Source organism: Kitasatospora sp. NBC_00039 (assembly GCF_045160625.1).
Classification (GTDB): Bacteria; Actinomycetota; Actinomycetes; order Streptomycetales; family Streptomycetaceae; genus Kitasatospora.
Genome location: NZ_CP108289.1, coordinates 4,055,288 through 4,080,613, shown reverse-complemented (window position 1 = coordinate 4,080,613; position 25,326 = coordinate 4,055,288). Strand labels below are relative to the sequence as shown.

Sequence of the window (25,326 nt, the reverse complement as noted above, 5' to 3'; positions counted from 1 at the left end):
GCTCACGGCCGGCTCATCGCGCCCGCTCACGCCGGGGTGCCGGCGGCCGGGCGGAGGGCGTAGCCGACGCCGCGTACGGTCTGGATGAGCCGGGGCATGCCGCCCTGCTCGGTCTTGCGGCGCAGGTACATCACGTACACGTCTAGGGAGTTGGAGGAGGGCTCGAAGTCGAAGCCCCAGACCGCCTTGAGGATCTGTTCGCGGGTGAGCACCTGGCGGGGGTGGGAGAGGAACATCTCCAGCAGCATGAACTCGGTGCGGGTGAGCTCGACCGGCTTGCCGGCGCGGGTGACCTCGCGGGTGGCGGTGTTCATCCGCAGGTCGGCGAAGGCGAGGACCTCGGTGTCGTCCTCGACGGCCGCGGCGCGGGCGGCGGCTTCGGTGGCGAGGGCGTTGCGCCGAAGCAGGGCGCGGACGCGGGCGAGCAGTTCGTCCAGCTCGAAGGGCTTGGCGAGGTAGTCGTCGGCGCCGACGTCGAGGCCGGTGACCCGGTCGCCGACGGCGTCGCGGGCGGTGAGCATCAGGACCGGGACGGTGTCGCCGCGCGAGCGCATCCGGCGGACGGCGGTGAGGCCGTCCATCCGGGGCATCATGATGTCCAGCAGGACGAGGTCGGGCTTGTCGCGTTCGACGGACTCCAGGGCCTCGTACCCGTCCGTCGCGGTGGCCACCTCGTAGCCCTCGAAGGCGAGGCTGCTCTCCAGGGCGTCCCGGAGGGCGGGTTCGTCGTCGACCACGAGGAGCCGGGCGGTGGCCTGTCCTGGCTCGGCGGGGGTGCGGTCGTCGGCGGACGGGGTCATGGGCGGTTGCCCTTTCTCATCGTCGGAGAGCCTGCTGGCGGGGCGTGCGGGGGCGTGCGGTGGGCGGGTGCGGAGACCTGCCCGGAGTAATTGTCCGTCTAGACGTTCTGGCCGGCCTGCAGCTTCGGCAGCACCTGCTTGATGTCGTTGATCGGGATGGCGAAGCCGAGGCCGACGCTGCCGGCGCTGCTGGTGCCTGCGGTGGAGCTGGAGCCGCTCGCCGAGTACATCGCCGAGTTGATGCCGATGACCTGGCCGCCGGCGTTGATCAGCGGGCCGCCGGAGTTGCCGGGGTTGAGGGCGGCGTCGGTCTGGAAGGCCTTGTAGGTGGAGGTCTCGCCGCCGCCCTGCGGGGTGCTGCCGCGCAGGCCGGGCAGGTTGGGGAAGCCGAACCCGCCGTTGCCGCTGGTGGTGCCCTCGTCGACCTGGACGGTGACCTCGCGGTTCTGGGCGCTGATGATGCCCGAGGTGACGGTGCCGGTGAGGCCCTCCGGGTTGCCGATGGCGACGACCGGGTCGCCGACGGAGACGGCGGAGGAGTCGCCGAGGGTGGCGGGGGTGAGGTTCCCGGCGCCGCTCGCGGTGATCACGGCGGCGTCCAGGGCCTTGTCGGTGCCGGTGACGGTGGCCCTGGCGGTGGAGCCGTCCTTGAAGGTGACGGTGACCTGTCCGCCGTCGGCCGCGCCGGAGACCACGTGGTAGTTGGTGAGGATCTGGCCATCCTTGGTGAGGACCACGCCGGTGCCGGTGGAGGTGCCGTTCGCGGTCCTCACGGTGATCTGGACGACGCTCGGCGAGACGGCGGACGCGATGGCGGCGACGTCGGCGCTGCCGTCCGAGCGGGCGGAGACGGGGCTGGCGACGGTGGCGGTGCGGCCGGCCGAGCCGTGCTCGCCGGCGGCGATCGCGCCGCCGGTCACCCCGCCGAGGACGGCGGCGACCGCGGCGACGGCGGTGACCAGGGCGAGCCGGCCGCGGAGGAGGCCTCGCCGGGCCCGGCCGTCGGGCGCGGAGGGCCCGCCGCCCTCGGGCGGGGCGGGGGGCATGGGAGGCCCGGCGGGCGGGGGAGGGGGCGGGGTCCCGACCGAGGGGGTCTCGGCGGCGGGGTGCCCGAAGGCCTGGTGGCCGCCGGCCGGCTGGTACCCGGGGGCCGCTTGGTACCCGCTGGTCGCGCTGTCGAGGACGGTGCCCGGGATGACCTGTCCCTGGGCGGGGCCCGGGTACGCCTGAGGGTGCCCGGTGCCGTACTCGTACAGGCCGTCGTACTGCTCGCCGTGGTGCTGCTGCCGATCGCTCATGTCGACCAACGTCCGCCCGCTGGATGAGGATCCGATGAGAGCGGGCTCAGAAGGCCCCGAGAAGCCCGTTGACTTCTCATAAAGCCTGGTCAGGCCGGGGTCGGCGCCCCGGTCGGGTCGCAGCCGCAGGAACGGCGGATGACCAGGCGCGACGGGAACTTGCGGACCCGTTCGGTGTCCGAGCCCGGCACCATCAGCGAGTCGTCCAGTACCAGGTCCACGGCGGCCCGGGCCATCGCGTCGCGGTCGGAGGCGACGGTGGTGAGCGGCGGGTCGGCGAGGGCGGCCTCGGGCACGTCGTCGAAGCCGGTCACCGCGAGGTCCTCCGGTACGCGCAGGCCCACCTCGCGGGCGGCCCGCAGCACGCCGATCGCCTGGTCGTCGGTGGAGCAGAAGATGGCCGGCGGGCGCTTCTCCGAGCGCAGCAGGCCGAGCGCGACCTCGTAGGCGCCGTAGCGGTGGAAGGGCGCGTCGATCAGGTACGGCTCGGTGGGCAGGCCGTGGGCGTCCATGGCGCGCTGCCAGCCCTCGACGTGGTCGATGACCGGGTCGCCGGGGGCGGGGGACTCGACCGGGCCGCCGAAGCAGGCCACGTACGGGTGTCCGTGCTCCTCCAGCAGGTGGCGGACGACGGCCTCGGCGCCGCCCACGTCGTCGGTGACCACGGCGACGTCGTCGATGGCCTCGGGGCGGCGGTGCAGCAGCACCACCTTGGCGCCCTCCATCGCGGCGAACTCCTCGGCGGCCCGCTGCGAGGGGCCCTGGCTGACGAGGATCAGGCCGGAGACCCGCATGCCGAGGAAGGCGCGGACGTAGTGCACCTCTCGGTCGTCCACGTAGTCGGAGTTGCCGATCAGCACGAGCTTGCCGCGTTCGGAGGCGGCGCGTTCGACGGCGTGCGCCATCTCGGCGAAGAACGGCTGGCGGGCGTCGGGGACGACCATGCCGATCAGGTTGGTGCGGCGGGAGGCCATGGCCTGGGCGACGCTGTTCGGCCGGTAGCCGAGCTGCTCGATCGCGGCGAGGACCTTCTCCTTGGTCGCGGGCGCGACCGGGCGCGGCCCGTTGTTGATGACGTAGCTGACGACCGCGGTCGAGGTCCCAGCCAGTCGGGCTACGTCGTCGCGCGTCACTTTGGCCACGGGGGGAGTCTACGCGTGTGGCGTCCGCCCGGGCAGTGTGAGCTCGGCTACCGGGCGATGTCCGCAGGACAGTCCGGGGCGAATGCGGACAGGCCGGGCGGGGTCGCCCGCCCGGCCTGCGGTCAGGCCTCCAGCGGGGCCGAGGCGCGCTGGGCCAGGTCGGGCCGCTCGCCCTTGTCCGGCTTCTCGGGCACGACGAAGCGGTAGCCGACGTTGCGCACGGTGCCGATCAGCTGTTCGTGCTCGACGCCGAGCTTGGCGCGCAGCCGGCGGACGTGGACGTCGACCGTCCGGGTGCCGCCGAAGTAGTCGTAGCCCCACACCTCCTGGAGCAGCTGTGCCCGGGTGAAGACCCGGCCGGGGTGCTGCGCGAGGTACTTGAGCAGCTCGAACTCCTTGAAGGTGAGGTCGAGCACCCGGCCCTTGAGCTTGGCGGAGTAGGTGGCCTCGTCGACCGAGAGGTCGCCGTTGCGGATCTCCATCGGGCTGTCGTCCGTGACCACCTGGAGCCGGCCGAGGGCGAGCCGCAGCCGGGCCTCGACCTCGGCGGGGCCGGCGGTGTCCAGCAGGACGTCGTCGATGCCCCATTCGGCGGTGACGGCGGCCAGGCCGCCCTCGGTGACCACCAGGATCAGCGGACAGCCGATGCCGGTGGAGCGCAGCAGCTGGCAGAGGCTGCGGATCTGCGGCAGGTCGCGCCTGCCGTCGACCAGGATGACGTCGGCGCTGGGGGTGTCGACCAGGGCCGATCCCTCGGCCGGTGCCACCCGGACGTTGTGCAGCAGCAGGCCGAGGGCGGGCAGCACCTCCGCTGAGGGCTGCAGTGCGTTGGTGAGGAGGAGTAGAGAACTCATACCCGGTTAGTCCCCTTTCCGGGTCGTCGCGGTCGCGTTGCGGCTGCCGCCACAGCCGGATGGCGCTCGTGCAGGGAGGTGTCGCGCGCGGCACGTCCGAAGAAGAAGGCGGCGGCGGGCGACGGGTGGGGGGTGAAGGACGCCGGGTGCCCACCGGAGGACTCGCCGGAGCGCACGACGGAGCGGCTTTCGCACCAGAGGTCCCGCAACCCCTGAGGCACCGTCTCTGCCCTGCTCATCCCGCGAACCTTCCGGTCTGTCCCGTTCCGGGCGGCGGCCCGGCGCCGGGTGTCCGTACGCCCCTGCCGGGCCGGGCACGTCGTTGTGCCGCGAATGGCGGGGCCGTTCCTGCGGTGCGCCGGGGGTGGGCCGACGAATCGCAAGAACGTCCGTACTGGCGTCCTGAAAGCACAAAAGGATCCGGGGGCGACTCTGCCCGGATCCCTCAGGGCACGAGAATAGCCGACCGGCCCCCGCGCCGGGAGGCCCCGAAAGCGGCGGTTCGCCCATTCCGGGCGTGTTCGGGGTGAGCCTGGCCACAGCTCCGGCGGCCCGCCGGCACCCGCCGGGCCAGGGCGGTTGCCGGTCGTGGCGGCGGACACGCCATCATGGGACGCACATCGGCGGCACCGTGCGCGTACACCTTTCGGGTGGTGTCCGGACGCTCCGGTGGCGACCCGGCCGGGGTGTCCGGGCCGGGGCGAGGACGACGAGAGGGGTTGCCATGGGTGCGACCACGGAGCCGGCGGGCGCCGCCACGGTGAGCGGAACGATCCGCTACTGGGCGGCGGCGAAGTCGGAGGCCGGGCTGGCCGAGGAGCCGTACGAGGCGGCGACCCTGGCGGAGGCGCTGGCCGCGGCCAGGCAGCGGCACGCCGACCGGCCGAAGCTCGTCCGGCTGCTCGGGCACTGCTCCTACCTGGTGGACGGCTCGCCGGTCGGCGGGCGCGACCACGCGACCGTGGCCCTCACCGAGGGCGGCACGGTCGAGGTGCTCCCGCCGTTCGCGGGAGGGTGAGCGGCGTGACGGATCCGAACCTGAACGGCGGCCCGGACGGCCGGCAGCAGCAGCCGCACCGGCAGGCACAGCAGGAGCACCCGCAGGCACAGCAGCAGCCGTACCCGCAGGGGCAGCAGTACCCGCAGCAGCAGCATCTGCAGCAGCAGCACCTGCAGCACCCGCAGCCCCCGTACGGGCAGCAGCAGGCGTACGCGCCGGAGCCGTATGCGCAGCAGGGGCACGCGGCCCAGCCGCACGCCCCCGGCCAGGGGTACGCGCCGGGGCAGGAACAGTACGGTCAGCCCGGGCAGGAACAGCACGGCCGGCCGCAGCACGGGCAGCACCGGCGCCACGGGCAGCCGCCGTACGGGCAGCCGCCCGCGGACGACGCCGCGACGGCCCTGCTGCCGCCCGTCCCGCCGATGGACGATGCGGCGGCCACAACGCTGCTGCCGCCCGTGGTGGTGTCGGGCGCGATGCCGACGGCGGCCCAGGCCCAGGTGCAGGCCCAGGCCCAGGCCCCGGTCTTCGACCCGCCGACCATGACGCTCAAGCGCCCGGCCGCCCCCGCCGCCCACGGCGCGCCGTACGCCGCCGTCCCGGCGCAGCCGGTCCCGGCTGCCGCGGCGCCCACCGGCCCCACCGGCCCCACCGCTGTGCCCGCGCGGGCACCCCGGACGGGCTCGCCGATCATCGACCCGGGCCTGCAGCCCGCCCTGATCACCGCCGCCGTCGCGGCCCTGCTGGCCGGTGGAGCGGCGCTCGGGCAGGTCGCGCTGGCCCTGGTGGTCGCGGCGCTCCAGGCGCTGACGGCGGCCGGCTGGTTCCGCCTCAACGGCATGTGGCCGGCCCGCCAGGGCATCGCGCTGGCCGCGCTGGCCGGCCTCACGGCCGACGTGGCGGTGCTGCTGGCCGACTCGGACGGCGGCGCGGCGGCCGTGGCGGGCACGCTGGGCGGGTTCTTCCTGCTGGTCCTGGTGTTGCAGACGTTCCGGCCCTCGGACCCGAAGGAGCGGTTCTACGCGCTGACCGTGCTCGGCTCGGCCACCGTGGTGACGGTGCTCTGCACCACGCTGCTGCTGGCCGACTGGGTGCCGGCGGCGGTCGGCGCGGTCGCGCTGGCCACCGTGCTGGCGGCCGCGCCCCTGCCGGGCCCCAAGCAGCTGGGCCCGGTGCCGGTGGGGTGGGTGCTCGGCCTGGTCGCGGCCGTGGTGTTCGGCCTGGTCGTGGGCGCGCCGCCGGTGCTGGGCGTCCTCGCGGGCCTCGGCGCGCTGGTCGGCCGCCGGGTGGCCGGGTACGACTTCCCGTCCCGCTTCGTGCACATGACGGCGGGCGTGGCGCTGCCGTTGGCGGTGGCCTCGCCGCTGGTCTGGATCGCCACCCGTCTGCTGGCCGGCTGACCCCCGGCCGCTCGCCGCTGCGACGCCCCGCCCCGGAACCATGCTCCGGGGCGGGGCGTCGTACCGTCGTGCGGGGAGCTGCCCCGTGGGGCGTGCGGGACGAGAACGACGATCAGTGCGGGACGAGAACGACGAACAGCAGGACGACAGCGGCAGGCGACGACGGGGGAGAGCGATGCGCGGTTGGCTGAAGGCGACGATCGGCCTGGCGGTGCTCTGCGGGCTGCTGGTGGGCGCCGACCGGATCGCCGTCGGGGTGGCCGAGGACGAGGCCGCCGACCAGATGGTGAAGAGCGGCCGGATGAGCCAGCGCCCGGACGTGTCGATCGAGGGCTTCCCGTTCCTCACCCAGGTGCTGTCGATGAAGCTGGACGACGTCCGGATCTCGGCCGACGGCCTGACCGTCGGCGACGGGACCCACCAGGTGGCGCTGCACTCCTTCAAGGCCAAGCTGGCCGGGGTCGAGGTGAGCGACAGCATGACCAGTGCCACCGTCGACAGCGGCACCGGCACCGGCCTGATCTCGTACGCGGACCTGGCCCAGCTGCTGCCGCCGGCGTCCCAGATGGTGCCGAACGCGGGCAAGCTCCCGCTGGGCTCCGGCACCCGGCTGAGCCTCTCCTACGGCGGCCCGGGCAGGATCAAGGCCTCCCTGGGCCCCCTCCCGATCGGGGAGGGCTCGGTGCACAGCCAGGGCAACACCGTCACGGCGGACGGCTTCAAGCTGAGCGGCATGGCCGGGATGCTGGCGGGCCTGGCCAACCAGCAGGTCGAGCCGGTGAGCTTCACCCTGGCCGCTCTGCCGGCCGGGCTCAAGCTGGCCTCGGTGTCGCCGCAGGAGGAGGGCCTCCAGCTGACCTTCGACGGCAACCACGTCAAGGTCATCGGCTGACCGAAGCCGCACATCCGGTCCGCTTCGTTCCGCTCCGCGAGACGCGCTGTCCAGCGCCGGCCGCGGAGCGGTGTCGTTCCTGCCCCTGTGCGGACCTCCTGACGGCCCCTGGCCGGTTCCCGCCACCCAGTGAATGGCTAAATCTCAATATTCGGATCATTTGATCTCAGGATTCGATACGCTAATGACAGCGGGCATCCGGTGTCCCTAGCATCGTCGGCATGAAGCGACAGACGGACCTCACGAAGCGGCGGGCGGTAGACCTGTGCCGCGTGGCCGCCTGTCTGTGTCGAATGCGCTAACTCGGCTTCCTGGCAGGGCTGTTGAAGCCCGCCGCCGATTCCCCTGGTGACCTGGCCCGGCTTTTGGGTCGACCGTCGCCGCTGCCCACCGCAGACCATTGTCCGGCCGCACCGTGCACCCCCTCTCGTCCCAGTATTCGGACAAGAATTCGGACCGGCCGCCGCCGGGCGACCCGCAGCACCCCCAGCAGCAGCACCTTCCGCAAACCGCCCCCGGATGGAGAACATCACCATGAGCCGCAGCGACGTCCTGGTCGACGCCGACTGGGTCCAGGCCCGCCTGGACGACCCGAAGGTGGCCATCGTCGAGGTCGACGAGGACACCTCCGCCTACGACAAGAACCACATCCGCAACGCCGTCCGGATCGACTGGAAGACCGACCTCCAGGACCCGGTCCGCCGCGACTTCATCGACCAGGCCGGCTTCGAGGCGCTGCTCAGCGCCAAGGGCATCGCCAACGACGACACCGTGGTGCTCTACGGCGGCAACAACAACTGGTTCGCCTCGTACGCCTACTGGTACTTCAAGCTGTACGGCCACGGCGACGTCCGCCTGCTGGACGGCGGCCGCAAGAAGTGGGAGCTGGACTCCCGCGACCTGGTCTCCGAGGTGCCGGCCCGCGCCGCGACCGAGTACAAGGCGCAGGCCGTCGACTCCTCGATCCGCGCCTTCCGTGACGACGTGGTCGCCGCCATCGGCAACCTGAACCTGGTCGACGTGCGCTCGCCCGACGAGTTCTCCGGCAAGCTGCTAGCCCCGGCCCACCTCCCCCAGGAGCAGTCGCAGCGCCCCGGCCACGTGCCGAGCGCCCGCAACATCCCGTGGGCCAAGAACGCCAACGACGACGGCACCTTCAAGAGCGACGACGAGCTCAAGGCCCTGTACGAGGCCGAGGGCATCGACCTCGCGAAGGACACCATCGCCTACTGCCGCATCGGCGAGCGCTCCGCGCTCACCTGGTTCGTGCTCCACGAGCTGCTCGGCCAGGAGAACGTGAAGAACTACGACGGTTCGTGGACCGAGTACGGCAGCCTCGTCGGCGTGCCGATCGAGCTCGGCAACTGAGCCTCCGGCTCGAACCGTAAGTCAGAAGGGAAGACAAGACATGTGCGGTGCGAAGGCCGGCGGCCCGGACCTGGCAGGAGTTGACGTGGCGAACGAGACGATCATCCAGGGGTCCGTGACCCGAGACGGCGAGCCGGTCAACGGCTACGTCCGGCTGCTCGACGAGGGCGGCGAGTTCACGGCCGAGGTGCCCACCTCGGCGACCGGACAGTTCCGGTTCTTCGCCCGCCCGGGCAAGTGGACCCTGCGCGCGCTGGTCCCGGGCCAGACCGTGGACCGCCAGGTGGTCGCCTCCCAGGGCAACCTGACCGAGGTCGCGATCGCGGTCTGATCCACCCCCGCGAAACAGCACCGAGGGCCCCTGCCGAGCAGGGGCCCTCGGGCATACCGTGGAACCGTGCAGGGACGCCGGCGCCACCGCTACTACTTCGCCATGATGGCCGTCTGCCTCGGGCTGTTCGTGCTGGCCTGGGGCGTGGTGCGGTTCTGGTCCGTGCCGGCCGCGATCGCCATGTGCGTCGTCGCGATGGTCATCCCCCCTGCCGCCGCGGTCTTCGCCAACAAGCGGGACCCGGAGGACGACTGGTGGAACGACCCGCGCTGGGACGATCCGAAGTGGGACGACCCCGGCCACGACCGGGACCGCCCGGACCGGGAGGACCGCTCCTGGTGAACGGGGAGAGCGCTCCTAGTACACGAGCGCCTGCACACCGTCGGCCATGATCTCGCTGACGAAGACCTGGGCGCCCGCGATCCGGACTCCCTCGACGGTGTCCTTCTGCTCGATCCCGCGCCGCACCGCGCACTGGGTGCAGAGGGTGACGGTGCCGGCCGCCAGGATCGACTCCAGCAGGTCCGGCAGGGGCGCCGCGTGCGGCAGCTCGAACTCCGCGGCGCGCCCGGGCAGCGCGAACCAGGACGACTCCCCGGTCAGCCAGAGCGAGACCTCGATCCCGCTGGCGACGGCGACCGCCGCCACCGTGAAGGCCTGCGAACAGCGCTCCGGCGCGTCCGCCCCGGCGGTGACCTTGATGACGAGCTTCTTCGCGCTCTGCGATGCGTTCGACGACATGCCGACACCCTAGATCGCCGACGTGGTGGGGCTCACCGAGACCCGTCGACACCCGGCGGATAGAGTGAGCGCGAGCAAAATCCACCACACTGTCGCCGCCCTGGGAGCCCCCCGTGTCCGGTCTGGAAATCTTCTTCGACGGTCTGCTGGCCCTCATGGCCGTGCTGATCACCTGGTTCGCCATCTTCTCGGTGATGAAGCTGTACCAGGGCCAGCGCTGAGCCGGCTGCCGTACGGTTGAAGCAGCCCCATACCGACGACAGCGACCAGGAACATGATCGAGATCCCCTCTGACCTCCACAGGGACGTCGTCCCGCTCGCCTTCCTCCTCGGCACCTGGGAGGGCGCGGGTGTCTACGCCCCTCTGCCGGGTGAAGGAGGCCCGGGCACGGAGAAGTGCAACTTCGGCCAGGAGATCGTCATCCGGCACGACGGCCGGCCCTTCCTGGAGTTCCGCTCCCGCACCTGGGTGCTGAACGAGGAGGGCGAGAAGGTCCGTCCGCTGGAGAACGAGCACGCGTTCTGGCGCATCACCAGCAACCACCACGGCACCAGCGGCGCCCGCGGGATCGAGATCTCCTCCGTCCGCGACGACGGCACCGTCGAGATCTGGTACGGCGAGCTGGCCGACGGCAAGCCGCAGATCGACGTCTCCACCGACGCGGTGGCCCGGATCGAGGGCTCGGCGCCGTACTCCGGCGGCAAGCGCCTGTACGGCTTCGTCAACGAGGAGCTGCTCTGGGTCGGCGAGAAGGCCGCTCCCGAGGTGTCGCTGCGCCCGTACATGTCGGCGCAGCTGAAGAAGGTGCTGAGCCCGGCGCAGCTGATCAAGGACATCAACGACCTGCCGGACGACGGCATCGCGTTCTTCCGCTGATCGCAACGGCTCATCGAGCTCATGGGTAGGGACCGGCCCCCGGCCGGTCCCTACACTTGCCTCAGGACCCCCGACCTTGACAGGGACAGCACCGTGGCGGACACCGGCACCACCGACTGGCAGCTCTCCGGCGACTGGAAGGCCGACCTGCGCGAACGCGGCTACCGGCTGACCCCCCAGCGCCAGCTCGTGCTGGAGGCGGTCGACGTCCTCGACCACGCGACCCCGGACGACATCCTCGGCCATGTCCGGCAGACCGCCAGCGGCATCAACATCTCCACCGTCTACCGGACCCTGGAGCTGCTGGAGGAGCTGGGACTGGTCTCCCACGCGCACCTCGGCCACGGCGCCCCGACGTACCACCTGGCCGGCCGTCACCACCACCTGCACCTGGTCTGCCGGGACTGCGAGAAGGTCACCGAGACCGGCACCGAGATCGCCCGGCCGCTGATCGAGAGCCTGCGCGAGCAGCACGGCTTCGACACCGACCTCAAGCACTTCGCCATCTTCGGCCGCTGCGCCGACTGCACCGCCAAGCGCGCCGGGGACCAGTCGTAAGCTGGCCGGTATGAAGAGCCCGCTGCTTGCGCTGCCCGGTGCCGTCCCCGCCGAGGGAACCGACGAGGGCGTGGCCGCCCACTACGGTGACATCTTCCGCGAGCAACGCAACCTGGCGCAGGGCACCGGCTTCGTGGACCTCTCGCACCGCGGCGTGCTCACCGTCACCGGCGACGACCGGCTGGCCTGGCTGCACCTGCTCCTCACCCAGCACGTCAGCGCGCTGCCGCCGCAGCAGGCCACCGAGGCGCTGGTGCTCTCCCCGAACGGGCACGTCGAGCACGCGCTCTACCTGGTCGACGACGGCACCACCACCTGGGCGCACGTCGAGCCGGGCACCCAGCAGGCGCTGATCGGCTACCTGGAGAGCATGAAGTTCTTCTACCGGGTGGAGGTCGCCGACGCGACCGCCGACTACGCGGTGGTGTACCTGCCGGCCGGCTCCACCGCCCCGGCGGAGGGCGCGGCGGCGGTCCGCGAGCTGTCGTACGGGCGGGACCTCTTCCTGCCGCGTGCCGAGCTGGCGAAGCTGACCGAGGGCTACGGCCCGGCGGCCGGGATCTGGGCGTACGAGGCGCTGCGGATCGAGGGCCACCGGCCCCGGCTCGGCTTCGAGACCGACCACCGGACCATCCCGCACGAGGTGGACTGGCTGACCACCGCGGTGCACCTGCAGAAGGGCTGCTACCGCGGGCAGGAGACGGTCGCCCGGGTGCACAACCTGGGCCGGCCGCCGCGCCGCCTGGTCTTCCTGCACCTGGACGGCACCGAGGAGGTGCTGCCCCCGCACGGGGCGGAGGTGCGGCTCGCCTCGGATCCGGACGGCCGGGCGCTGGGCGTCGTGACGTCCTCGGCGCGCCACCACGAGCTGGGCCCGGTCGCGCTGGCCGTGGTCAAGCGGAACGTCCCGGTGGACGCGGTGCTGCTGGCCGGGACGGTGCCGGGGACGCAGGACGTGATCGTCCCGCAGTAGGTCTCAGACCTCGACGAGCACGGTGAACGGTCCGTCGTTCACCAGCGCCACCCGCATGTCCGCGCCGAACCTGCCCGTCTCCACCTTGGCGCCGAGCGCGCGCAGCCCGGCGACCACCTCGTCCACCAGCGGCTCGGCGACCGGCCCGGGGGCGGCGGCGTTCCAGGTGGGGCGGCGGCCCTTGCGGGCGTCGCCGTAGAGCGTGAACTGGCTGATCACCAGCAGCGGGGCGGCCAGGTCGGAGCAGGACTGCTCGACGCCGTTCCCGTCCGCCTCCAGCAGCCGCAGGGTCCAGAGCTTGCGGGCCAGCTGGGCGGCCTTGGCGGGGGTGTCGTCGTGCGTGACACCGACCAGGACACAGAGCCCGGGCCCCTCGATCGCGCCGACGGTCTCTCCGGCCACGGTCACCCGGGCCTCGGTCACTCGCTGCACCACTGCTCGCATGCGGCCATTGTGCCGGAGCGGGCCGGGCCGCCCGCAGGGCCCCCGGGTGGTCCGCGAGGGTTCGGGAGGGGCCGCGGGGCAGGCCCGGGAGGAGGGCCTCGGGGCGGCCATGCCCGGGAGGAGGGCCTCGGGGCGGCCGCGGGGCAGGGGTAAGACCCGGCGCGTATGGACATGGTGCGCGCCGGGTGGGGCGCGCCTGCGCCTCTTCGGGCGCCGCTCCTCCTGGGGAAAGCCTTGGTCGTATCAGCCACCCCCGTTCGCCAGGGGGCCGTTCGGGTGCACGGGCGGTGCACCGGCGGTGGGCGGGGTGGCACGCTGGGGAACCGTACGAGGGGTCCGGGGCGCCAGAGGTCCGCCGCACCGGGCCCGGTTCGGCCGGGCGGTCGAGTCGATAGGTCAGGCGTTCTGGTGGTGTCGCCCCGGCGGGTGGCACCACTCGGGGGCGGGAACCTTCGGGGGCGCCCGGGCGTGCCAACGGACGGGTACGCGCGACGGCCCGCCGGGGGAACGGGCCGGACCTGCGGCAGGCGACGGGGTGCCGCGAGCGGGCGGGATCGGACGACGGCAGGTGGTTGGTTGATGGACGCGAGCAGCGCGGCGCAGGACCGGTCCGGGCGGGTGCCCGGGGGCACGGAGCCGGCGGGGGACACCTCCCGCCCGGCGGCGGGCAAGGAGGGCGAGCCCGAGCTGGAGCGGCTGGGCCTGGCGCAGCTGCGGACCCTGCGCCGGGAGACCCTGGAACAGGAGGCCGACCTCTCCTATCTGCGGCGGCTGCTGCACGGGCGGATGGACATCCTCCGGGCCGAGCTGGACCGCCGGCCGGGCACCGCCGTCCGCACGGCGGCGGGGGGCGAGATCCCGGTGGGCGGCGCCCTGCTGGACCGGCTGCCGGCCATCCTCACCGACGCGCCGTCCACGGTGCGGCGCTCCGCCCGGCACGTCACGCTGGGGCCGCCGCGCGGCCAGCAGTCCCAGCTGGAGGCGGACGAGCTGATGGGCGACGTCCAGCTGGCCGACCTGGCGGCCCACCCGGAGGCGGAGCTGCTGGCCGCGCTGGACCGGCTGCGGGCACACGAGCGCGAGGTGTCCGGCCGGCGGCAGCGGCTGCTGCGGACGGCGGACGGCTGCAGTGCCGAGATCACCCGCAGGTACCGTGATGGGGAAGCGCGGGTCGAGGACCTGCTCGCGGGCGGCCCGCTCTGACCGGGTGAGGGCGTCCGGGGGTGGGGAGGCCCGGCTCGCCCCCGGCTCACCCTCGCCCCCGGAAGGCTTCCGCCATGTCCCACTCCGCCGCCCTGCCCGCCCTCGCCGAGGTCATACGCTCGGGCTTCACCGAGGGCCGGCACCACGGCTCGCTGGTGCTGCTCGCCGCCGACGGCTCGGTCGAGTTCGCCCTGGGCGCTCCCGAAGCTCCGGTCTTCCCGCGGTCGTGCGCCAAGCCGTTCCAGGCGGTGGCCACGCTGCGGGCGGGGCTGGCGATCGGCGGTGAGCTGCTGGCGCTGGCGGCTTCCAGCCACTCGGCAGAATCGTTTCACCGCGACGGCGTGAGGCAGATCCTGGCCGGTGCCGGGCTGGACGAGTCCGCCCTGCAGACCCCGGCGGACCTGCCGCTGGACGAGACCGAGGCCGAACTGCTCCTGAAGTCCGGCGGCGAGCGCGCGCCGATCCTGATGGACTGCTCCGGCAAGCACGCCGGCTGGCTGGCCGCCTGCGTCGCCAACGGCTGGCCGACCGCGAGCTACCTCGACCCGGCGCACCCGGTCCAGCAGCTCGCCCGTGAAGCTCTCCAGGAGGCCACCGGCGAGACGCCGGCACACGCCGGGGTGGACGGCTGCGGCGCGCCGCTGCTGGCCCTCAGCCTGACCGGCCTGGCCCGCGGCTACCGCGCGCTGGTGCTCGCCGAGGAGGGCACCCCGCAGCGCCGGGTGGCCGACGCGATGCGTGCCCACCCCGAGTACGTGGCCGGCACCCGCCGGGCCGACACCTGGCTGATGCGGGCGGTGCCGGGTGCGCTCTCCAAGATGGGCGCCGAGGCGGTCCAGGTGGTGGCGCTGCCGGACGGCCGGGCGCTCGCCTTCAAGATCGACGACGGTGCCGAGCGGGCCCGCGGGCCGGTCCTGGCGGCCGCACTGGGCCGGCTCGGCGTGGTGGCGGCGGACGACACCATCGACCGGATCGGCGCGGCCCCGCTGTTCGGCGGCGGCGTGCCGGTGGGCGAGGTCCGGGCGGCGTTCTAGGACCCGGGCGCGCCCGGCGGACTCCCCGTGGCGGCCGCCGGGGTGCGGAGCGACCGGAGGCGGTGCACGGTGGACCGGGGGCCGTCGCAGAGAGGGAGTCCGCCATGAGTGAGCACGTGTACCGGGTGACCGAGATCGTCGGGTCCTCGACCGAGTCCATCGACGCCGCCATCAGCAACGGGGTCGAGCGGGCGTCCCGGACGCTGCGCAACCTCGACTGGTTCGAGGTGACGCAGGTCCGGGGCCACTTGGAGGACGGCCGGATCAAGCACTACCAGGTCGGCCTGAAGATCGGCTTCCGGCTGGACGACGAAGGCTGAGCCGGCGGGGGCCGTGCCAGTGGGGGCCGTGCCGGTGAGGGCCGGGCCGGCGAGGGCGGGGCCCCAGCCCCGCTCCGGCAGCGCCAGCGGGACGCCCGTGCGCGGGTGCGGCAGTACCTCGACCGGGTGGCCGTACACCTCGCTGAGCAGCGGTGCGCGCAGCACCTCGCCCACCGGGCCGGCCGCGACCGTGGCGCCGCCGCTCAGCAGCACCATCCGGTCCGCGTAGGCCGCCGCCAGCGAGAGGTCGTGCAGCACCACGACCACGGCGTCCCCGGCGGCCGCGCGGGCCCGGGCCACCCGCAGCACCAGCTCCTGGTGGCGCAGGTCGAGTGCGGCGGTGGGCTCGTCCATGAGCAAGGGCCCGGTGCGGACGGGCTGCTCGGGCGTGGGCCTGCGGCCTCCAGGGATCGAAATCGGCCGACTAATGATGGTTAGCCTAACCTAAGTCTCCATCATGCCGACAGGGTGTCGGCAACCCCGGGCACCTCGCCCCCGGCCCGGACGCACGCTCCGGACCCAGCCTCGGACACGGACCCACTTCCCGGCCCCGCACACGGCCCCGCACACGGCGAAGGCCGGGGCCCGCGGACCATTCCGCGTACCCCGGCCTCCGACTGCCTCGACCTACCTCGAACTGCCCTGGGCGAACGAGATCGGTACGTCGGCTCAGTGACCGCCCTGCTCCGCCAGACGCTTGATCGACGCGGTGACCTCGGCCTCGGCCTCGGCGCGGCCGACCCAGTTGGCACCCTCGACCGACTTGCCCGGCTCCAGGTCCTTGTAGACCTCGAAGAAGTGCTGGATCTCCAGGCGGTCGAACTCCGACACGTGGTGGATGTCCTGCAGGTGCTCCCAGCGCGGGTCCGTCGCCGGGACGCAGAGCAGCTTGTCGTCGCCGCCGGCCTCGTCCGTCATCTTGAACATGCCGATGACGCGGCACTTGATCAGGCAGCCGGGGAAGGTCGGCTCCTCGAGGATGACCAGGGCGTCCAGCGGGTCGCCGTCGTCCGCGAGGGTGCCCTCGACGTAGCCGTAGTCGGCGGGGTACCGGGTCGAGGTGAACAGCATCCGGTCAAGACGAAGGCGACCGGTCTCGTGGTCGACCTCGTACTTGTTGCGAGAGCCCTTAGGGATTTCGATAAGGACGTCGAATTCCAACGGTTCCTCCAAGGTAGGGACTGACAGAATCCAAGTGTCTCCTACGGGAGTGAGTGCTCAGGAAAGGGGCCGGTCGGTGGGCGCAGGGGTCGGGGCGGGGTACCGCCGCAGGGGGACGGCCGCGGGGCTGTTCGGGGCGGCACTACTGGTCGCCGGGGCGGTCCTCACCTCGGGCGGTGGAGCGTACGCGCAGCCGTCCCCGCCGCCCGGCGGGCAGAGCGCCACCGGCCGGGGCGAGGGCGACGACCGGGACGGCGGACACGGCGACAAGGGCGGCGGAAGTAGCGGCGACAAGGGCAACAACGGGGGCAACGGCAAGGGCAAGGGGCGCACCGGTGCCACCGAGACGCCCCGCCCGGCCGGAACCGGCGCCGGCAACGGGCCGGTGGCCCCCGCCGCCGACCCCACCACCGCCACCGGTGCCCCCGCCTCGCCGGCCACCGGCCACCCGGCCCCCGCCGCCGGGGCCGTGCTGGCCTCCGCGGAGGCCGGGCCGACCGCCGGGCTGCCCACCGGCCAGGGCCTCCAGCAGGCGCTCGCCACCGTGCTCGGCGACCGCAACCTCGGCACCGTCAGCCTCGCCGTCGCGGACGCCGCCGGCGGCCGGCTCCTCTACGGCTCCGGGGAGAACACCCCCGCCACGCCCGCCTCCACCACCAAGCTGGCGACCTCGGTCGCGGCGCTCTCGCTGATCCCGGGCGACACCCGGCTGACCACCCGGGTCGTCAAGGGCGCGGATCCCGGCGAGATCACCCTCGTGGGTGGCGGCGACCCCACCCTCACCGCGCTGCCCGCCGACCAGGTGCAGATCGCCGGTCTGCCTGCCGACGCCGACACCGCCCCCGCCTCGCTGGACGCGCTGGCCCGGCAGACCGCCGCCGCCCTCAAGGCCACCGGCACCACCACGGTCAAGCTCGACTACGACCTCTCGCTGTACTCCGGCAACCCGCAGCACAAGAACCACGACGCGGCCAACATCGCGCTCGTCACCTCGCTGATGGTGGACGAGGGCAAGGTCGACCCGAAGAGCAGGGAGGACGCGCCCGCCCGCGTCGCGGATCCGGCCTTGTCGGCCGCCGACGCCTTCGCGACCCTGCTGAAGGCCCAGGGCGTCACCGTCGACGGCAGGGCCAAGCCCGCCACGGCACCCGCGGCCGCCACCGCGCCCGTTCTCGGCCGGGTGGACTCGCCGACCGTCGCCCGCCTGGTCGAACGGCTGCTGACCACCTCCGACAACACCCTCGCCGAGGCGATCGCCCGTCAGGCCGCGCTCGCCGCCCACCAGCCGGCCAGCTTCGAGGGCGCCGCCACCGCGGTCACCCAGGAGCTCGCCCGGCTCGGCGTGCCGACGGCCGGCGTGGTGCTCAACGACGGCAGCGGGCTGCACCAGGGCAACGCGATCCCGCCGGCCGTCCTGGTCCAACTGCTCTCGCTGGCCGCCTCGGAGCAGCACCCGACGCTGCGTCCGGTGCTCACCGGCCTGCCCATCGCCGGCTTCACCGGCACCCTCGGCAAGCGCTTCGGCTCCGGCTCCGGCGCCGCCGAGGCGGCCGGCCTGGTCCGCGCCAAGACCGGCAGCCTCAGCGGCGTCAACACCCTGGCCGGCACGGTGGTGGACGCCGAGGGCCGGCTGCTCTCCTTCGCCGTGATGACCAGGACCAACGCCCCCGCCGACACCGCCCGCGCGGCCATGGACCGCATCGTCGCCCGCCTCGCCGCCTGCGGCTGCCACTGACGGCCCGACAGGTCGCCGCCGGGCGCGATCCCGGCGGCCGGGCGCCGTTCGCACGGGCCCCGTCCGGTTCCGCCCCGCAGACCGTCGGTACCTGTGGCTCCCCCGGATGGGCGGGAGCACGTACGGTGAGGGCATGACGAGCGCGAGCGGCGGTGCTGACATGGTCGACTGGAATCTCGCGGTCGCAACCGCGACCAGGCTGGTGCGGCCCGGGCCGGAGGTGAGCCGCGCCGAGGCGTCGGCCGTCGTGGCCGAGCTGCGCCGGCACGCCCTGGAGGCCGAGGAGCACGTCCGGGCGTTCACCGGCATGCGCTCCAGCAGCCTCGTGGAGGCCGCCGCGACCCCGGTGCTGATCGTGGACCGCCCCGGCTGGGTGCGGGCCAACGTGGCGGGCTTCCGCACGATCGTCCAGCCGCTGGTGGAGAAGCTCCAGGCCCGCAGGGCGGGCAGCGCGGCCGCGGGTGTCCTCGGCACGGTGGGGGAGAAGGCCACCGGGATCGAGGTCGGCGCCCTGCTGGCCTTCCTGTCCACCAAGGTGCTCGGCCAGTACGAGACGTTCGCCCCGGCAGAGCCCTCGCTGGAGGCGCCGGACAGCCCGGCCGCGCTGTTCGACAAGCCCAGGCTGGGCCCCGACGGCCCCGGCCCTGGCCGGCTGCTGCTGGTGGCGCCGAACATCGTGCACGTCGAGCGGGAGCTGGACGTCGACCCGGCCGACTTCCGGCTCTGGGTCTGCCTGCACGAGGAGACCCACCGCACCCAGTTCACCGCGGTGCCGTGGCTGCGCGACCACATCCAGTCCGAGGTGCAGTCCTTCCTGTCCGAGACGGACGTCGACCCGGGTGCGCTGCTGGACCGGCTGCGGGACGCGGCCGGCTCGCTCGGCGGCGGCCTGCCGGGCCTCGGCGGCCGCGGAGACGCCGGACGGGCCTCCGCCGGCCTGCTGGAGATCGTCCAGTCGCCCGCACAGCGCGAGATCCTGGGCCGGCTGACGGCCGTGATGTCGCTGCTGGAGGGTCACGCGGACGTGGTGATGGACGGCGTCGGCCCGGCGGTGGTGCCGAGCGTCGCGGAGATCCGGGAGAAGTTCCAGCAGCGCCGGGACCGGGGCGCCAACCGGCTGGACCTGGTGCTGCGCCGGCTGCTCGGCATGGACGCCAAGCTCCGCCAGTACCAGGACGGCGCGGTCTTCGTGCGCGGCGTGGTGGACGAGGTCGGCATGGACGGCTTCAACCGGGTCTGGACGTCGCCGAACACGCTGCCGACCAAGGACGAGATCCACGACCCGGCGGCCTGGGTGGCCCGCGTCGCCCGCTGACGCGCGCGGCGGGGCGAGCCACATCGCGCGGGACACGCCGAGGGTGGTCGAGGGCGGTCAAACCCGTTCGTACGAGTGGTCCAGTCGTGCAGATGGCGGGTGAAGATACGTTTCTCCATTCACCCGAACGTGGGACGGTGGTCGTACCGGTGGCGCGGGTGGCGTAGCGGGTGCCTCCTTTCTGCCACCATCTGTGAGCGCCCGGTAACAGGGTGCTCACGGATGCGCGGTCCCTGCCGCGCCCACCGCCGTCCTGTCCCCCCTCCGCCAAGGAGCCGTCCGCCGTGGGCCCACACCCCGCTGTCGCCGCGATACGCCTGGCCGTACGCCGCACGCTCACCGACCTCGCCGCCGAGGCTGGCACCACCTTCACCGCGCCCGTGCGCGAGCCCCGCGAGCGCCCGAGCGGGGCACCGCTGGTCGGCGCCGCCGTCGGGACCACCCTGATCGGCAACGCCCACCGCCACCCCTCCGGGCTTCCGCGCACCCCGGCGGCGCCCGGTTCGCCGCTGGTCCTGGTCGCCGTCAGCGGCGGCGCGGACTCCATGGCGCTGGCCATCGCGGCCGCCTTCGAAGCCCCCAAGATCGGCCTGCGGGTCGGCGCCGTCACCGTCGACCACGGCCTCCAGACCGGCTCCGCCGACCGCGCCGCCCAGGTCGCCGAGCGGCTCCGCTCGCTCGGCCTCGACCCGGTCGAGGCCGTCCCGGTCCGGGTCGGCCGCGCCGGCGGCCCCGAGGCCGCCGCCCGGGACGCCCGCTACGCGGCCCTGGACGAGGCCGCCGAGCGCCACGGAGCGGTCGCCGTCCTGCTCGGCCACACCCGCGACGACCAGGCCGAGACGGTGCTGCTGGGCCTGGCCCGCGGCTCCGGCTCCCGCTCGCTGGCCGGGATGCCGGCCCAGAAGGGCCGCTACCGCCGCCCGCTGCTGGAGCTGGACCGGGCCGCCACCCGCCAGGCCTGCTCCGCCCAGGCGATCCCGGTCTGGGACGACCCGCACAACTGCGACCCCGCCTACACCCGCTCCCGGGTGCGCCACGAGGTGCTGCCGGTGCTGGAGAAGCACCTCGGCGGCGGCGTGGTCGAGGCGCTGGCCCGCACCGCCCGGCTGTTCCGGGACGACGCCGACGCGCTGGACCAGTGGGCCGCGCTCGCCGAGCGCGACCTCCGGACGGGCGAAGGCACGCTGGACGCCGCCAAGCTGGCCGAACTGCCGCCCGCGGTACGCCGCCGGGTGCTGCGCCGGGCCGCGCTGCGGGCGGGCTGCCCGGCGGGGGACCTCTTCGCGCGCCACCTCGAAACGATCGACCTGCTGGTCACCGGTTGGCGCGGCCAGGGGCCGCTGCACCTACCCGGGGGCGTCGAAGCCACCCGCAGGTGTGGCACGCTGGTCTTTCGGCGGCAGGGCGACTGACGGGCAGGCATGCTCCCGGGGCGCCGGGCCGCCGGCCATCCAGACCCCGAACGTTTGAGGACGTATCCCCGGTGGACCAGAACGACATGGGCGCTGACCTCGCGAAGGTGCTCATCAGCAAGGACGAGATCGACGCCAAGCTCCTGGAGCTGGCCGAGCGCATCGACCGGGACTACGCAGGCAAGGACCTGCTGATCGTCGGCGTCCTCAAGGGGGCCGTGATGGTCATGGCGGACCTCGCCCGTGCGCTGCACTCGCAGGTCACCATGGACTGGATGGCGGTCTCCTCGTACGGGATGGGCACCAAGTCCTCCGGCGTGGTGCGGATCCTCAAGGACCTCGACACCGACATCGCCGGCCGGGACGTCCTGATCGTCGAGGACATCATCGACTCGGGCCTGACCCTGTCCTGGCTGCTCGGCAACCTGGGCTCGCGCGGCCCGGCCTCGCTGGAGGTCTGCACCCTGCTGCGCAAGCCCGACGCGGCCAAGGTCGAGATCGACGTCAAGTACGTCGGCTTCGACATCCCCAACGAGTTCGTGGTCGGCTACGGCCTCGACTACGCGGAGAAGCTGCGTAACCTCCCCTTCATCGGGACCCTCGCCCCGCACGTCTACGGCGGCTGAGAAAAAACGGTCCCGGGGCCCCGTTCGGGCTACGGGCGGGAACAGTACGCCGTTCCCGCCCGTTGGATCGGGGGGAAATAGAAATACGTCGTGTCGCTGTGCTCCCGCCACGGGTGGGTCGGACTGCGGTACGGTCCAATAAAACCGCTCTTCACATGAGCACAGACCGGATGCGCCGGCGGCCCTCGAGCCCCGCGGCGCCGTTGAGTGGCAGGAGGGACGGGGCGGCAACGCCCCGCATGGATGGACGTCAAGCGATACTTCCGTGCGCCGATCATGTGGATCGTGCTGGCCGTCCTCGCCGTCATCGTGCTGATGCAGGTCGTTTCTGACTCGAACGGCTACAAGACGGTGGACACCGGGCAGGTCGTCGCAGCGATCGATGCCAAGCAGGTCAAGTCGGCGCAGATCACCACCGGTGACTCGAACACGATCAAGATCCAGCTGAAGGACGGCGCCAAGCTGTCCGACGCCGGCACGGGCAAGCCCCCGTCCGGCAGCAAGTTCCAGGCCTCGTACATCGGCGACCAGGGTGTCAATCTCGCCGAGAAGCTCCAGGCCCAGATCAACGACAACGACCAGAGCACGCTCTCCGACGGCTACACCGTCAGCCCGGAGAAGCAGAGCACCTTCGTCAGCCTCCTGCTGTCGATGCTGCCCATCGTGATCATCGTGCTCGTCTTCCTGTTCCTGATGAACCAGATGCAGGGCGGCGGCTCGCGCGTCATGCAGTTCGGCAAGTCGAAGGCCAAGCTGCTCACCAAGGACACCCCGAAGACCACGTTCTCGGATGTCGCAGGTGCGGACGAGGCGGTCGAGGAGCTCCACGAGATCAAGGAGTTCCTGCAGGAGCCGGCCAAGTTCCAGGCCGTCGGTGCCAAGATCCCCAAGGGCGTGCTGCTGTACGGCCCGCCCGGTACCGGTAAGACCCTGCTGGCGCGCGCCGTCGCGGGCGAGGCCGGGGTGCCGTTCTACTCGATCTCCGGCTCCGACTTCGTCGAGATGTTCGTGGGTGTCGGCGCCAGCCGCGTCCGCGACCTCTTCGAGCAGGCCAAGGCGAACGCCCCGGCGATCGTCTTCGTCGACGAGATCGACGCCGTCGGCCGGCACCGCGGTGCGGGCCTCGGCGGCGGCCACGACGAGCGCGAGCAGACCCTCAACCAGCTGCTGGTCGAGATGGACGGCTTCGACGTCAAGGGCGGCGTGATCCTGATCGCCGCGACCAACCGCCCCGACATCCTGGACCCGGCGCTGCTGCGCCCGGGCCGCTTCGACCGTCAGATCGCGGTCGAGCGCCCCGACCTCCAGGGCCGGCTGGACATCCTCAAGGTGCACCAGAAGGGCAAGCCGATCGCGCCCGACGTCGACCTCTCGGCCGTCGCCAAGCGCACCCCCGGCTTCACCGGCGCGGACCTGTCGAACGTCCTCAACGAGGCCGCTCTGCTGACCGCCCGCTCGGACAAGAAGCTGATCGACAACAACATCCTGGACGAGGCGATCGACCGCGTCGTGGCCGGTCCGCAGAAGCGCACGCGGATCATGTCCGACAAGGAGAAGAAGATCACCGCGTACCACGAGGGCGGCCACGCCCTGGTGGCGGCGGCGTGCCCCAACAGCGACCCGGTGCACAAGATCACGATCCTGTCCCGCGGCCGGGCCCTCGGCTACACCATGGTGCTGCCGGACGAGGACAAGTACTCCACCACCCGCAACGAGATGCTCGACCAGCTGGCCTACATGCTGGGCGGGCGTGCGGCGGAGGAGCTGGTCTTCCACGACCCGACCACCGGCGCCTCGAACGACATCGAGAAGGCCACCGCCACCGCGCGGGCCATGGTCACCCAGTACGGCATGACCGAGCGCCTCGGCGCGATCAAGTTCGGCTCGGACAACTCGGAGCCGTTCCTCGGTCGTGAGATGGGACACCAGCGCGACTACTCGGAAGAGGTCGCCGGGCTGGTCGACGAAGAGGTCAAGAAGCTCATCGAGAACGCGCACAACGAGGCCTGGGAGATCCTGGTCGAGAACCGCGACGTGCTCGACAACCTGGTCCTGGAGCTCCTGGAGAAGGAGACCCTCAACAAGGAGCAGATCGCCGAGATCTTCTCGACCATCGTCAAGCGCCCGGCCCGGCCGGCCTGGACGGGCTCGTCCCGTCGGACGCCGTCCACCCGGCCGCCGGTGCAGTCGCCGAAGGAGCTGGCGCTCACCAACGGCGCCGCCGCCATCGACACCGCTCCGGTGGACGTGGTGAAGCTCCCGCCGCTGCCGGCGGAGCCGCCCACGGAGGGCTGATCCAGCGCCTGGACAGTACGGAATGGATGCCGCGTCACCGGGGTTTGTACCCTGGAGGCGCGGCATCCGTGCTGTTCAGCCAGTCGTTCCCACTAGTTAGCGAGGCCCGCATGATCGACCCGGTGACGCTCGACGGTCCGCCCGCCGTCGGGACCTTCGACCAGAAGCGGGCCGAGAACGCCATTCGCGAGCTCCTGCTCGCCGTGGGGGAGGACCCGGACCGCGAGGGCCTGCTGGAGACGCCGGCCCGGGTCGCCCGGGCCTACAAGGAGATATTCGCGGGCCTCTGGCAGGAGCCCGAGGACGTCCTCACCACCACCTTCGACCTCGGCCACGACGAGATGGTGCTGGTCAAGGACATCGAGCTGACGTCCGTCTGCGAGCACCACCTGGTGCCGTTCCGGGGCGTGGCGCACGTCGGGTACATCCCCTCGGCCAGCGGGAAGATCACCGGGCTGTCCAAGCTGGCCCGGCTGGTGGACGTCTACGCCCGCCGCCCTCAGGTGCAGGAGCGGCTCACCAGCCAGGTCGCCGACGCGCTGATGCGGATCCTCGAACCGCGCGGGGCGATCGTCGTGGTCGAGTGCGAGCACATGTGCATGTCGATGCGCGGTATCCGCAAGCCCGGCGCCAAGACCATCACGTCCTGCGTGCGCGGCCAGCTCCGTGACCCGGCCAGCCGGGCCGAGGCGATGAGTCTCATCATCGGGCGGTAGCAGCAGGGTACGGGCAGGGCAGGCTCAGAGCGCCCCCTGCCCGGCGTGCGGCGGGGCCGGGGCGCCCAGGGCGTTGCGGCGCTCGGGCATCCGCAGCCTCACCATCCGCCGCCAGCCGAACGCCAGGTCGTAGAGGTAGAGCGCGTGGACGCCGGCCGTGACCACGGCCAGCTGCCAGCGCGGCCAGCGGAGGATCTTCGCCATCCGGGCGGTCACCGCGAGGCCGACGTCCCGGTGGGTGCGGATCTCGCCGCGCGCACTGGTCTCCAGGGTGTGCCGGATGTACGGGCCGTGGCCCTCGGCAGCCAGCCGGATCAGCTCCTCGTGGCAGTAGGCGAGGTGGTTGTCCTCGTCGGCGGAGATCATCCGCATCGCCCGGCCGAGGTCGGGGTTGTCCCCGTACACCTTGACCAGCTGGCGCATCTGCTCGGCCGCACGCTGCTCGGTCACCCGGCTGTGCACCAGGTAGGTGATGATCTCGCGCTCGGCGAGCGGGATGTCGCTGTTCAGCCGCTCGTGCGAGAGGCCGACGCCCTGGCGCTCCAGCAGCATGCAGTAGTCGGCCTCGGCGGGGACGTCCACCTTGGGCAGGCCGCGCTTGTTCAGCAGCTGGGTGAAGATCCTGCCGTGCTTGCGTTCGTCGGCGCCGTGCCGGGCGATCTTGGGGGCGAGGACCGGGTCCCGGGTGAGTGCGGTGATCCGTTCGTTCTCCCAGCCGCCCTGGTCCTCGCCACCGGCCGCGATGCTGCAGAACAACTGGTAGGCCTCGTCGTTCCGGTAGATCTCGTCGAAGAGCGATCGGGTGCTGAGCAATGGAGCCTCCTGCTCGGA

General features: G+C 72.8%; 27 protein-coding genes and 1 pseudogene. 19 read left to right on the top strand and 9 right to left on the bottom strand.

Annotation, left to right across the window (positions count from 1 at the left end; genetic code table 11):
• Nucleotides 1–26: 26 nt before the first annotated feature.
• The 4 genes from OG286_RS18025 to OG286_RS18010 form a co-directional block, all read right to left on the bottom strand.
• Nucleotides 27–800, bottom strand: a complete 774-nt coding sequence (locus OG286_RS18025) for a response regulator transcription factor (RefSeq protein WP_396325420.1) — start codon at nucleotides 798–800, stop codon at nucleotides 27–29.
• A gap of 98 nt (nucleotides 801–898) precedes the next feature.
• On the bottom strand, nucleotides 899–2,098 hold the full coding sequence (locus OG286_RS18020; protein ID WP_396325419.1) for a S1C family serine protease: 1,200 nt from the start codon (nucleotides 2,096–2,098) through the stop codon (nucleotides 899–901).
• Between the two features lie 89 nt (nucleotides 2,099–2,187).
• A complete protein-coding gene (locus tag OG286_RS18015) occupies nucleotides 2,188–3,240 on the bottom strand; it encodes a LacI family DNA-binding transcriptional regulator (protein WP_396325418.1) in 1,053 nt (350 codons plus the stop codon).
• A gap of 122 nt (nucleotides 3,241–3,362) precedes the next feature.
• Nucleotides 3,363–4,094 (bottom strand): response regulator transcription factor, encoded by a 732-nt coding sequence (locus OG286_RS18010; RefSeq protein WP_396325417.1) that lies wholly within the window; start codon nucleotides 4,092–4,094, stop codon nucleotides 3,363–3,365.
• A 724-nt stretch (nucleotides 4,095–4,818) separates the two neighbouring features.
• Here OG286_RS18010 and OG286_RS18005 point away from each other — a divergent pair.
• From OG286_RS18005 to OG286_RS17975, 7 genes are all read left to right on the top strand, one after another.
• Entirely contained in the window at nucleotides 4,819–5,112 is a 294-nt protein-coding gene (locus tag OG286_RS18005) for a MoaD/ThiS family protein (RefSeq protein ID WP_396325416.1), read from the top strand.
• 5 nt (nucleotides 5,113–5,117) lie between these two features.
• Nucleotides 5,118–6,494, top strand: a complete 1,377-nt coding sequence (locus OG286_RS18000; RefSeq protein WP_405360944.1) for a hypothetical protein — start codon at nucleotides 5,118–5,120, stop codon at nucleotides 6,492–6,494.
• A gap of 175 nt (nucleotides 6,495–6,669) precedes the next feature.
• Nucleotides 6,670–7,386 (top strand): DUF2993 domain-containing protein, encoded by a 717-nt coding sequence (locus OG286_RS17995; RefSeq protein WP_396325414.1) that lies wholly within the window; start codon nucleotides 6,670–6,672, stop codon nucleotides 7,384–7,386.
• A gap of 221 nt (nucleotides 7,387–7,607) precedes the next feature.
• Nucleotides 7,608–7,688 (top strand): Ms5788A family Cys-rich leader peptide, encoded by an 81-nt coding sequence (locus OG286_RS17990; protein ID WP_350517234.1) that lies wholly within the window; start codon nucleotides 7,608–7,610, stop codon nucleotides 7,686–7,688.
• A 232-nt stretch (nucleotides 7,689–7,920) separates the two neighbouring features.
• Complete coding sequence (locus OG286_RS17985) at nucleotides 7,921–8,754, top strand: sulfurtransferase (protein ID WP_396325413.1); 834 nt, start codon at nucleotides 7,921–7,923, stop codon at nucleotides 8,752–8,754.
• A gap of 40 nt (nucleotides 8,755–8,794) precedes the next feature.
• On the top strand, nucleotides 8,795–9,085 hold the full coding sequence (locus OG286_RS17980) for a DUF1416 domain-containing protein (protein ID WP_093861460.1): 291 nt from the start codon (nucleotides 8,795–8,797) through the stop codon (nucleotides 9,083–9,085).
• 66 nt (nucleotides 9,086–9,151) lie between these two features.
• Nucleotides 9,152–9,427, top strand: coding sequence for a DUF3099 domain-containing protein (locus OG286_RS17975; protein WP_396325412.1), 276 nt, complete (start codon nucleotides 9,152–9,154; stop codon nucleotides 9,425–9,427).
• Between the two features lie 15 nt (nucleotides 9,428–9,442).
• On the opposite strand, the gene OG286_RS17970 is transcribed toward OG286_RS17975, so the two are convergent.
• Nucleotides 9,443–9,826 carry a DsrE family protein gene (locus OG286_RS17970; RefSeq protein WP_396325411.1) on the bottom strand — a complete coding sequence of 128 codons (384 nt, stop codon included), beginning with the start codon at nucleotides 9,824–9,826 and terminating at the stop codon, nucleotides 9,443–9,445.
• Between the two features lie 274 nt (nucleotides 9,827–10,100).
• Between OG286_RS17970 and OG286_RS17965 the strand changes: the two genes are divergently transcribed.
• From OG286_RS17965 to OG286_RS17955, 3 genes are all read left to right on the top strand, one after another.
• Nucleotides 10,101–10,703: an FABP family protein gene (locus OG286_RS17965; RefSeq protein ID WP_396325410.1), complete on the top strand. Its 603-nt coding sequence runs from the start codon at nucleotides 10,101–10,103 to the stop codon at nucleotides 10,701–10,703.
• Nucleotides 10,704–10,796: 93 nt separating this feature from the next.
• Nucleotides 10,797–11,261 carry a Fur family transcriptional regulator gene (locus OG286_RS17960; RefSeq protein ID WP_396325409.1) on the top strand — a complete coding sequence of 155 codons (465 nt, stop codon included), beginning with the start codon at nucleotides 10,797–10,799 and terminating at the stop codon, nucleotides 11,259–11,261.
• A 10-nt stretch (nucleotides 11,262–11,271) separates the two neighbouring features.
• Nucleotides 11,272–12,234: a YgfZ/GcvT domain-containing protein gene (locus OG286_RS17955; RefSeq protein ID WP_396325408.1), complete on the top strand. Its 963-nt coding sequence runs from the start codon at nucleotides 11,272–11,274 to the stop codon at nucleotides 12,232–12,234.
• Between the two features lie 3 nt (nucleotides 12,235–12,237).
• Here the strand turns inward: OG286_RS17955 and dtd are convergent, their stop codons facing one another.
• Nucleotides 12,238–12,678, bottom strand: a complete 441-nt coding sequence (gene dtd / locus OG286_RS17950; RefSeq protein ID WP_396325406.1) for a D-aminoacyl-tRNA deacylase — start codon at nucleotides 12,676–12,678, stop codon at nucleotides 12,238–12,240.
• Nucleotides 12,679–13,257: 579 nt separating this feature from the next.
• Here dtd and OG286_RS17945 point away from each other — a divergent pair.
• The 3 genes from OG286_RS17945 (at nucleotide 13,258) to OG286_RS17935 (ending at nucleotide 15,235) form a co-directional block, all read left to right on the top strand.
• Nucleotides 13,258–13,881, top strand: coding sequence for an ABC transporter substrate-binding protein (locus tag OG286_RS17945; RefSeq protein WP_396325405.1), 624 nt, complete (start codon nucleotides 13,258–13,260; stop codon nucleotides 13,879–13,881).
• Nucleotides 13,882–13,955: 74 nt separating this feature from the next.
• Entirely contained in the window at nucleotides 13,956–14,915 is a 960-nt protein-coding gene (locus OG286_RS17940; protein WP_396325404.1) for an asparaginase, read from the top strand.
• Between the two features lie 104 nt (nucleotides 14,916–15,019).
• Nucleotides 15,020–15,235: a dodecin gene (locus OG286_RS17935; RefSeq protein ID WP_396325403.1), complete on the top strand. Its 216-nt coding sequence runs from the start codon at nucleotides 15,020–15,022 to the stop codon at nucleotides 15,233–15,235.
• A 69-nt stretch (nucleotides 15,236–15,304) separates the two neighbouring features.
• Here the strand turns inward: OG286_RS17935 and OG286_RS17930 are convergent.
• Nucleotides 15,305–15,595: pseudogene (locus OG286_RS17930) on the bottom strand (hemin ABC transporter ATP-binding protein); the annotation flags it as partial.
• Nucleotides 15,596–15,904: 309 nt separating this feature from the next.
• Nucleotides 15,905–16,396 (bottom strand): inorganic diphosphatase, encoded by a 492-nt coding sequence (locus OG286_RS17925; RefSeq protein ID WP_148643392.1) that lies wholly within the window; start codon nucleotides 16,394–16,396, stop codon nucleotides 15,905–15,907.
• A gap of 76 nt (nucleotides 16,397–16,472) precedes the next feature.
• Between OG286_RS17925 and dacB the strand changes: the two genes are divergently transcribed.
• The 6 genes from dacB to folE all read left to right on the top strand — a co-directional run bounded on the left by dacB (nucleotide 16,473) and on the right by folE (nucleotide 24,495).
• A complete protein-coding gene (gene dacB / locus OG286_RS17920) occupies nucleotides 16,473–18,131 on the top strand; it encodes a D-alanyl-D-alanine carboxypeptidase/D-alanyl-D-alanine-endopeptidase (protein WP_405360950.1) in 1,659 nt (552 codons plus the stop codon).
• A gap of 133 nt (nucleotides 18,132–18,264) precedes the next feature.
• Complete coding sequence (locus OG286_RS17915; RefSeq protein WP_396325401.1) at nucleotides 18,265–19,446, top strand: zinc-dependent metalloprotease; 1,182 nt, start codon at nucleotides 18,265–18,267, stop codon at nucleotides 19,444–19,446.
• A gap of 284 nt (nucleotides 19,447–19,730) precedes the next feature.
• Nucleotides 19,731–20,858, top strand: a complete 1,128-nt coding sequence (gene tilS / locus OG286_RS17910; RefSeq protein WP_396325400.1) for a tRNA lysidine(34) synthetase TilS — start codon at nucleotides 19,731–19,733, stop codon at nucleotides 20,856–20,858.
• A 71-nt stretch (nucleotides 20,859–20,929) separates the two neighbouring features.
• The gene (hpt, locus tag OG286_RS17905; protein WP_030059589.1) at nucleotides 20,930–21,484 is read left to right on the top strand and encodes a hypoxanthine phosphoribosyltransferase; all 555 of its coding nucleotides are present in this window, start codon (nucleotides 20,930–20,932) and stop codon (nucleotides 21,482–21,484) included.
• Between the two features lie 243 nt (nucleotides 21,485–21,727).
• Nucleotides 21,728–23,779 carry an ATP-dependent zinc metalloprotease FtsH gene (gene ftsH, locus OG286_RS17900; RefSeq protein ID WP_396325399.1) on the top strand — a complete coding sequence of 684 codons (2,052 nt, stop codon included), beginning with the start codon at nucleotides 21,728–21,730 and terminating at the stop codon, nucleotides 23,777–23,779.
• Nucleotides 23,780–23,889: 110 nt separating this feature from the next.
• Nucleotides 23,890–24,495: a GTP cyclohydrolase I FolE gene (folE, locus tag OG286_RS17895; RefSeq protein WP_396325398.1), complete on the top strand. Its 606-nt coding sequence runs from the start codon at nucleotides 23,890–23,892 to the stop codon at nucleotides 24,493–24,495.
• A gap of 24 nt (nucleotides 24,496–24,519) precedes the next feature.
• On the opposite strand, the gene OG286_RS17890 is transcribed toward folE, so the two are convergent.
• Complete coding sequence (locus OG286_RS17890; protein ID WP_405365469.1) at nucleotides 24,520–25,308, bottom strand: ferritin-like domain-containing protein; 789 nt, start codon at nucleotides 25,306–25,308, stop codon at nucleotides 24,520–24,522.
• Nucleotides 25,309–25,326: the final 18 nt, after the last annotated feature.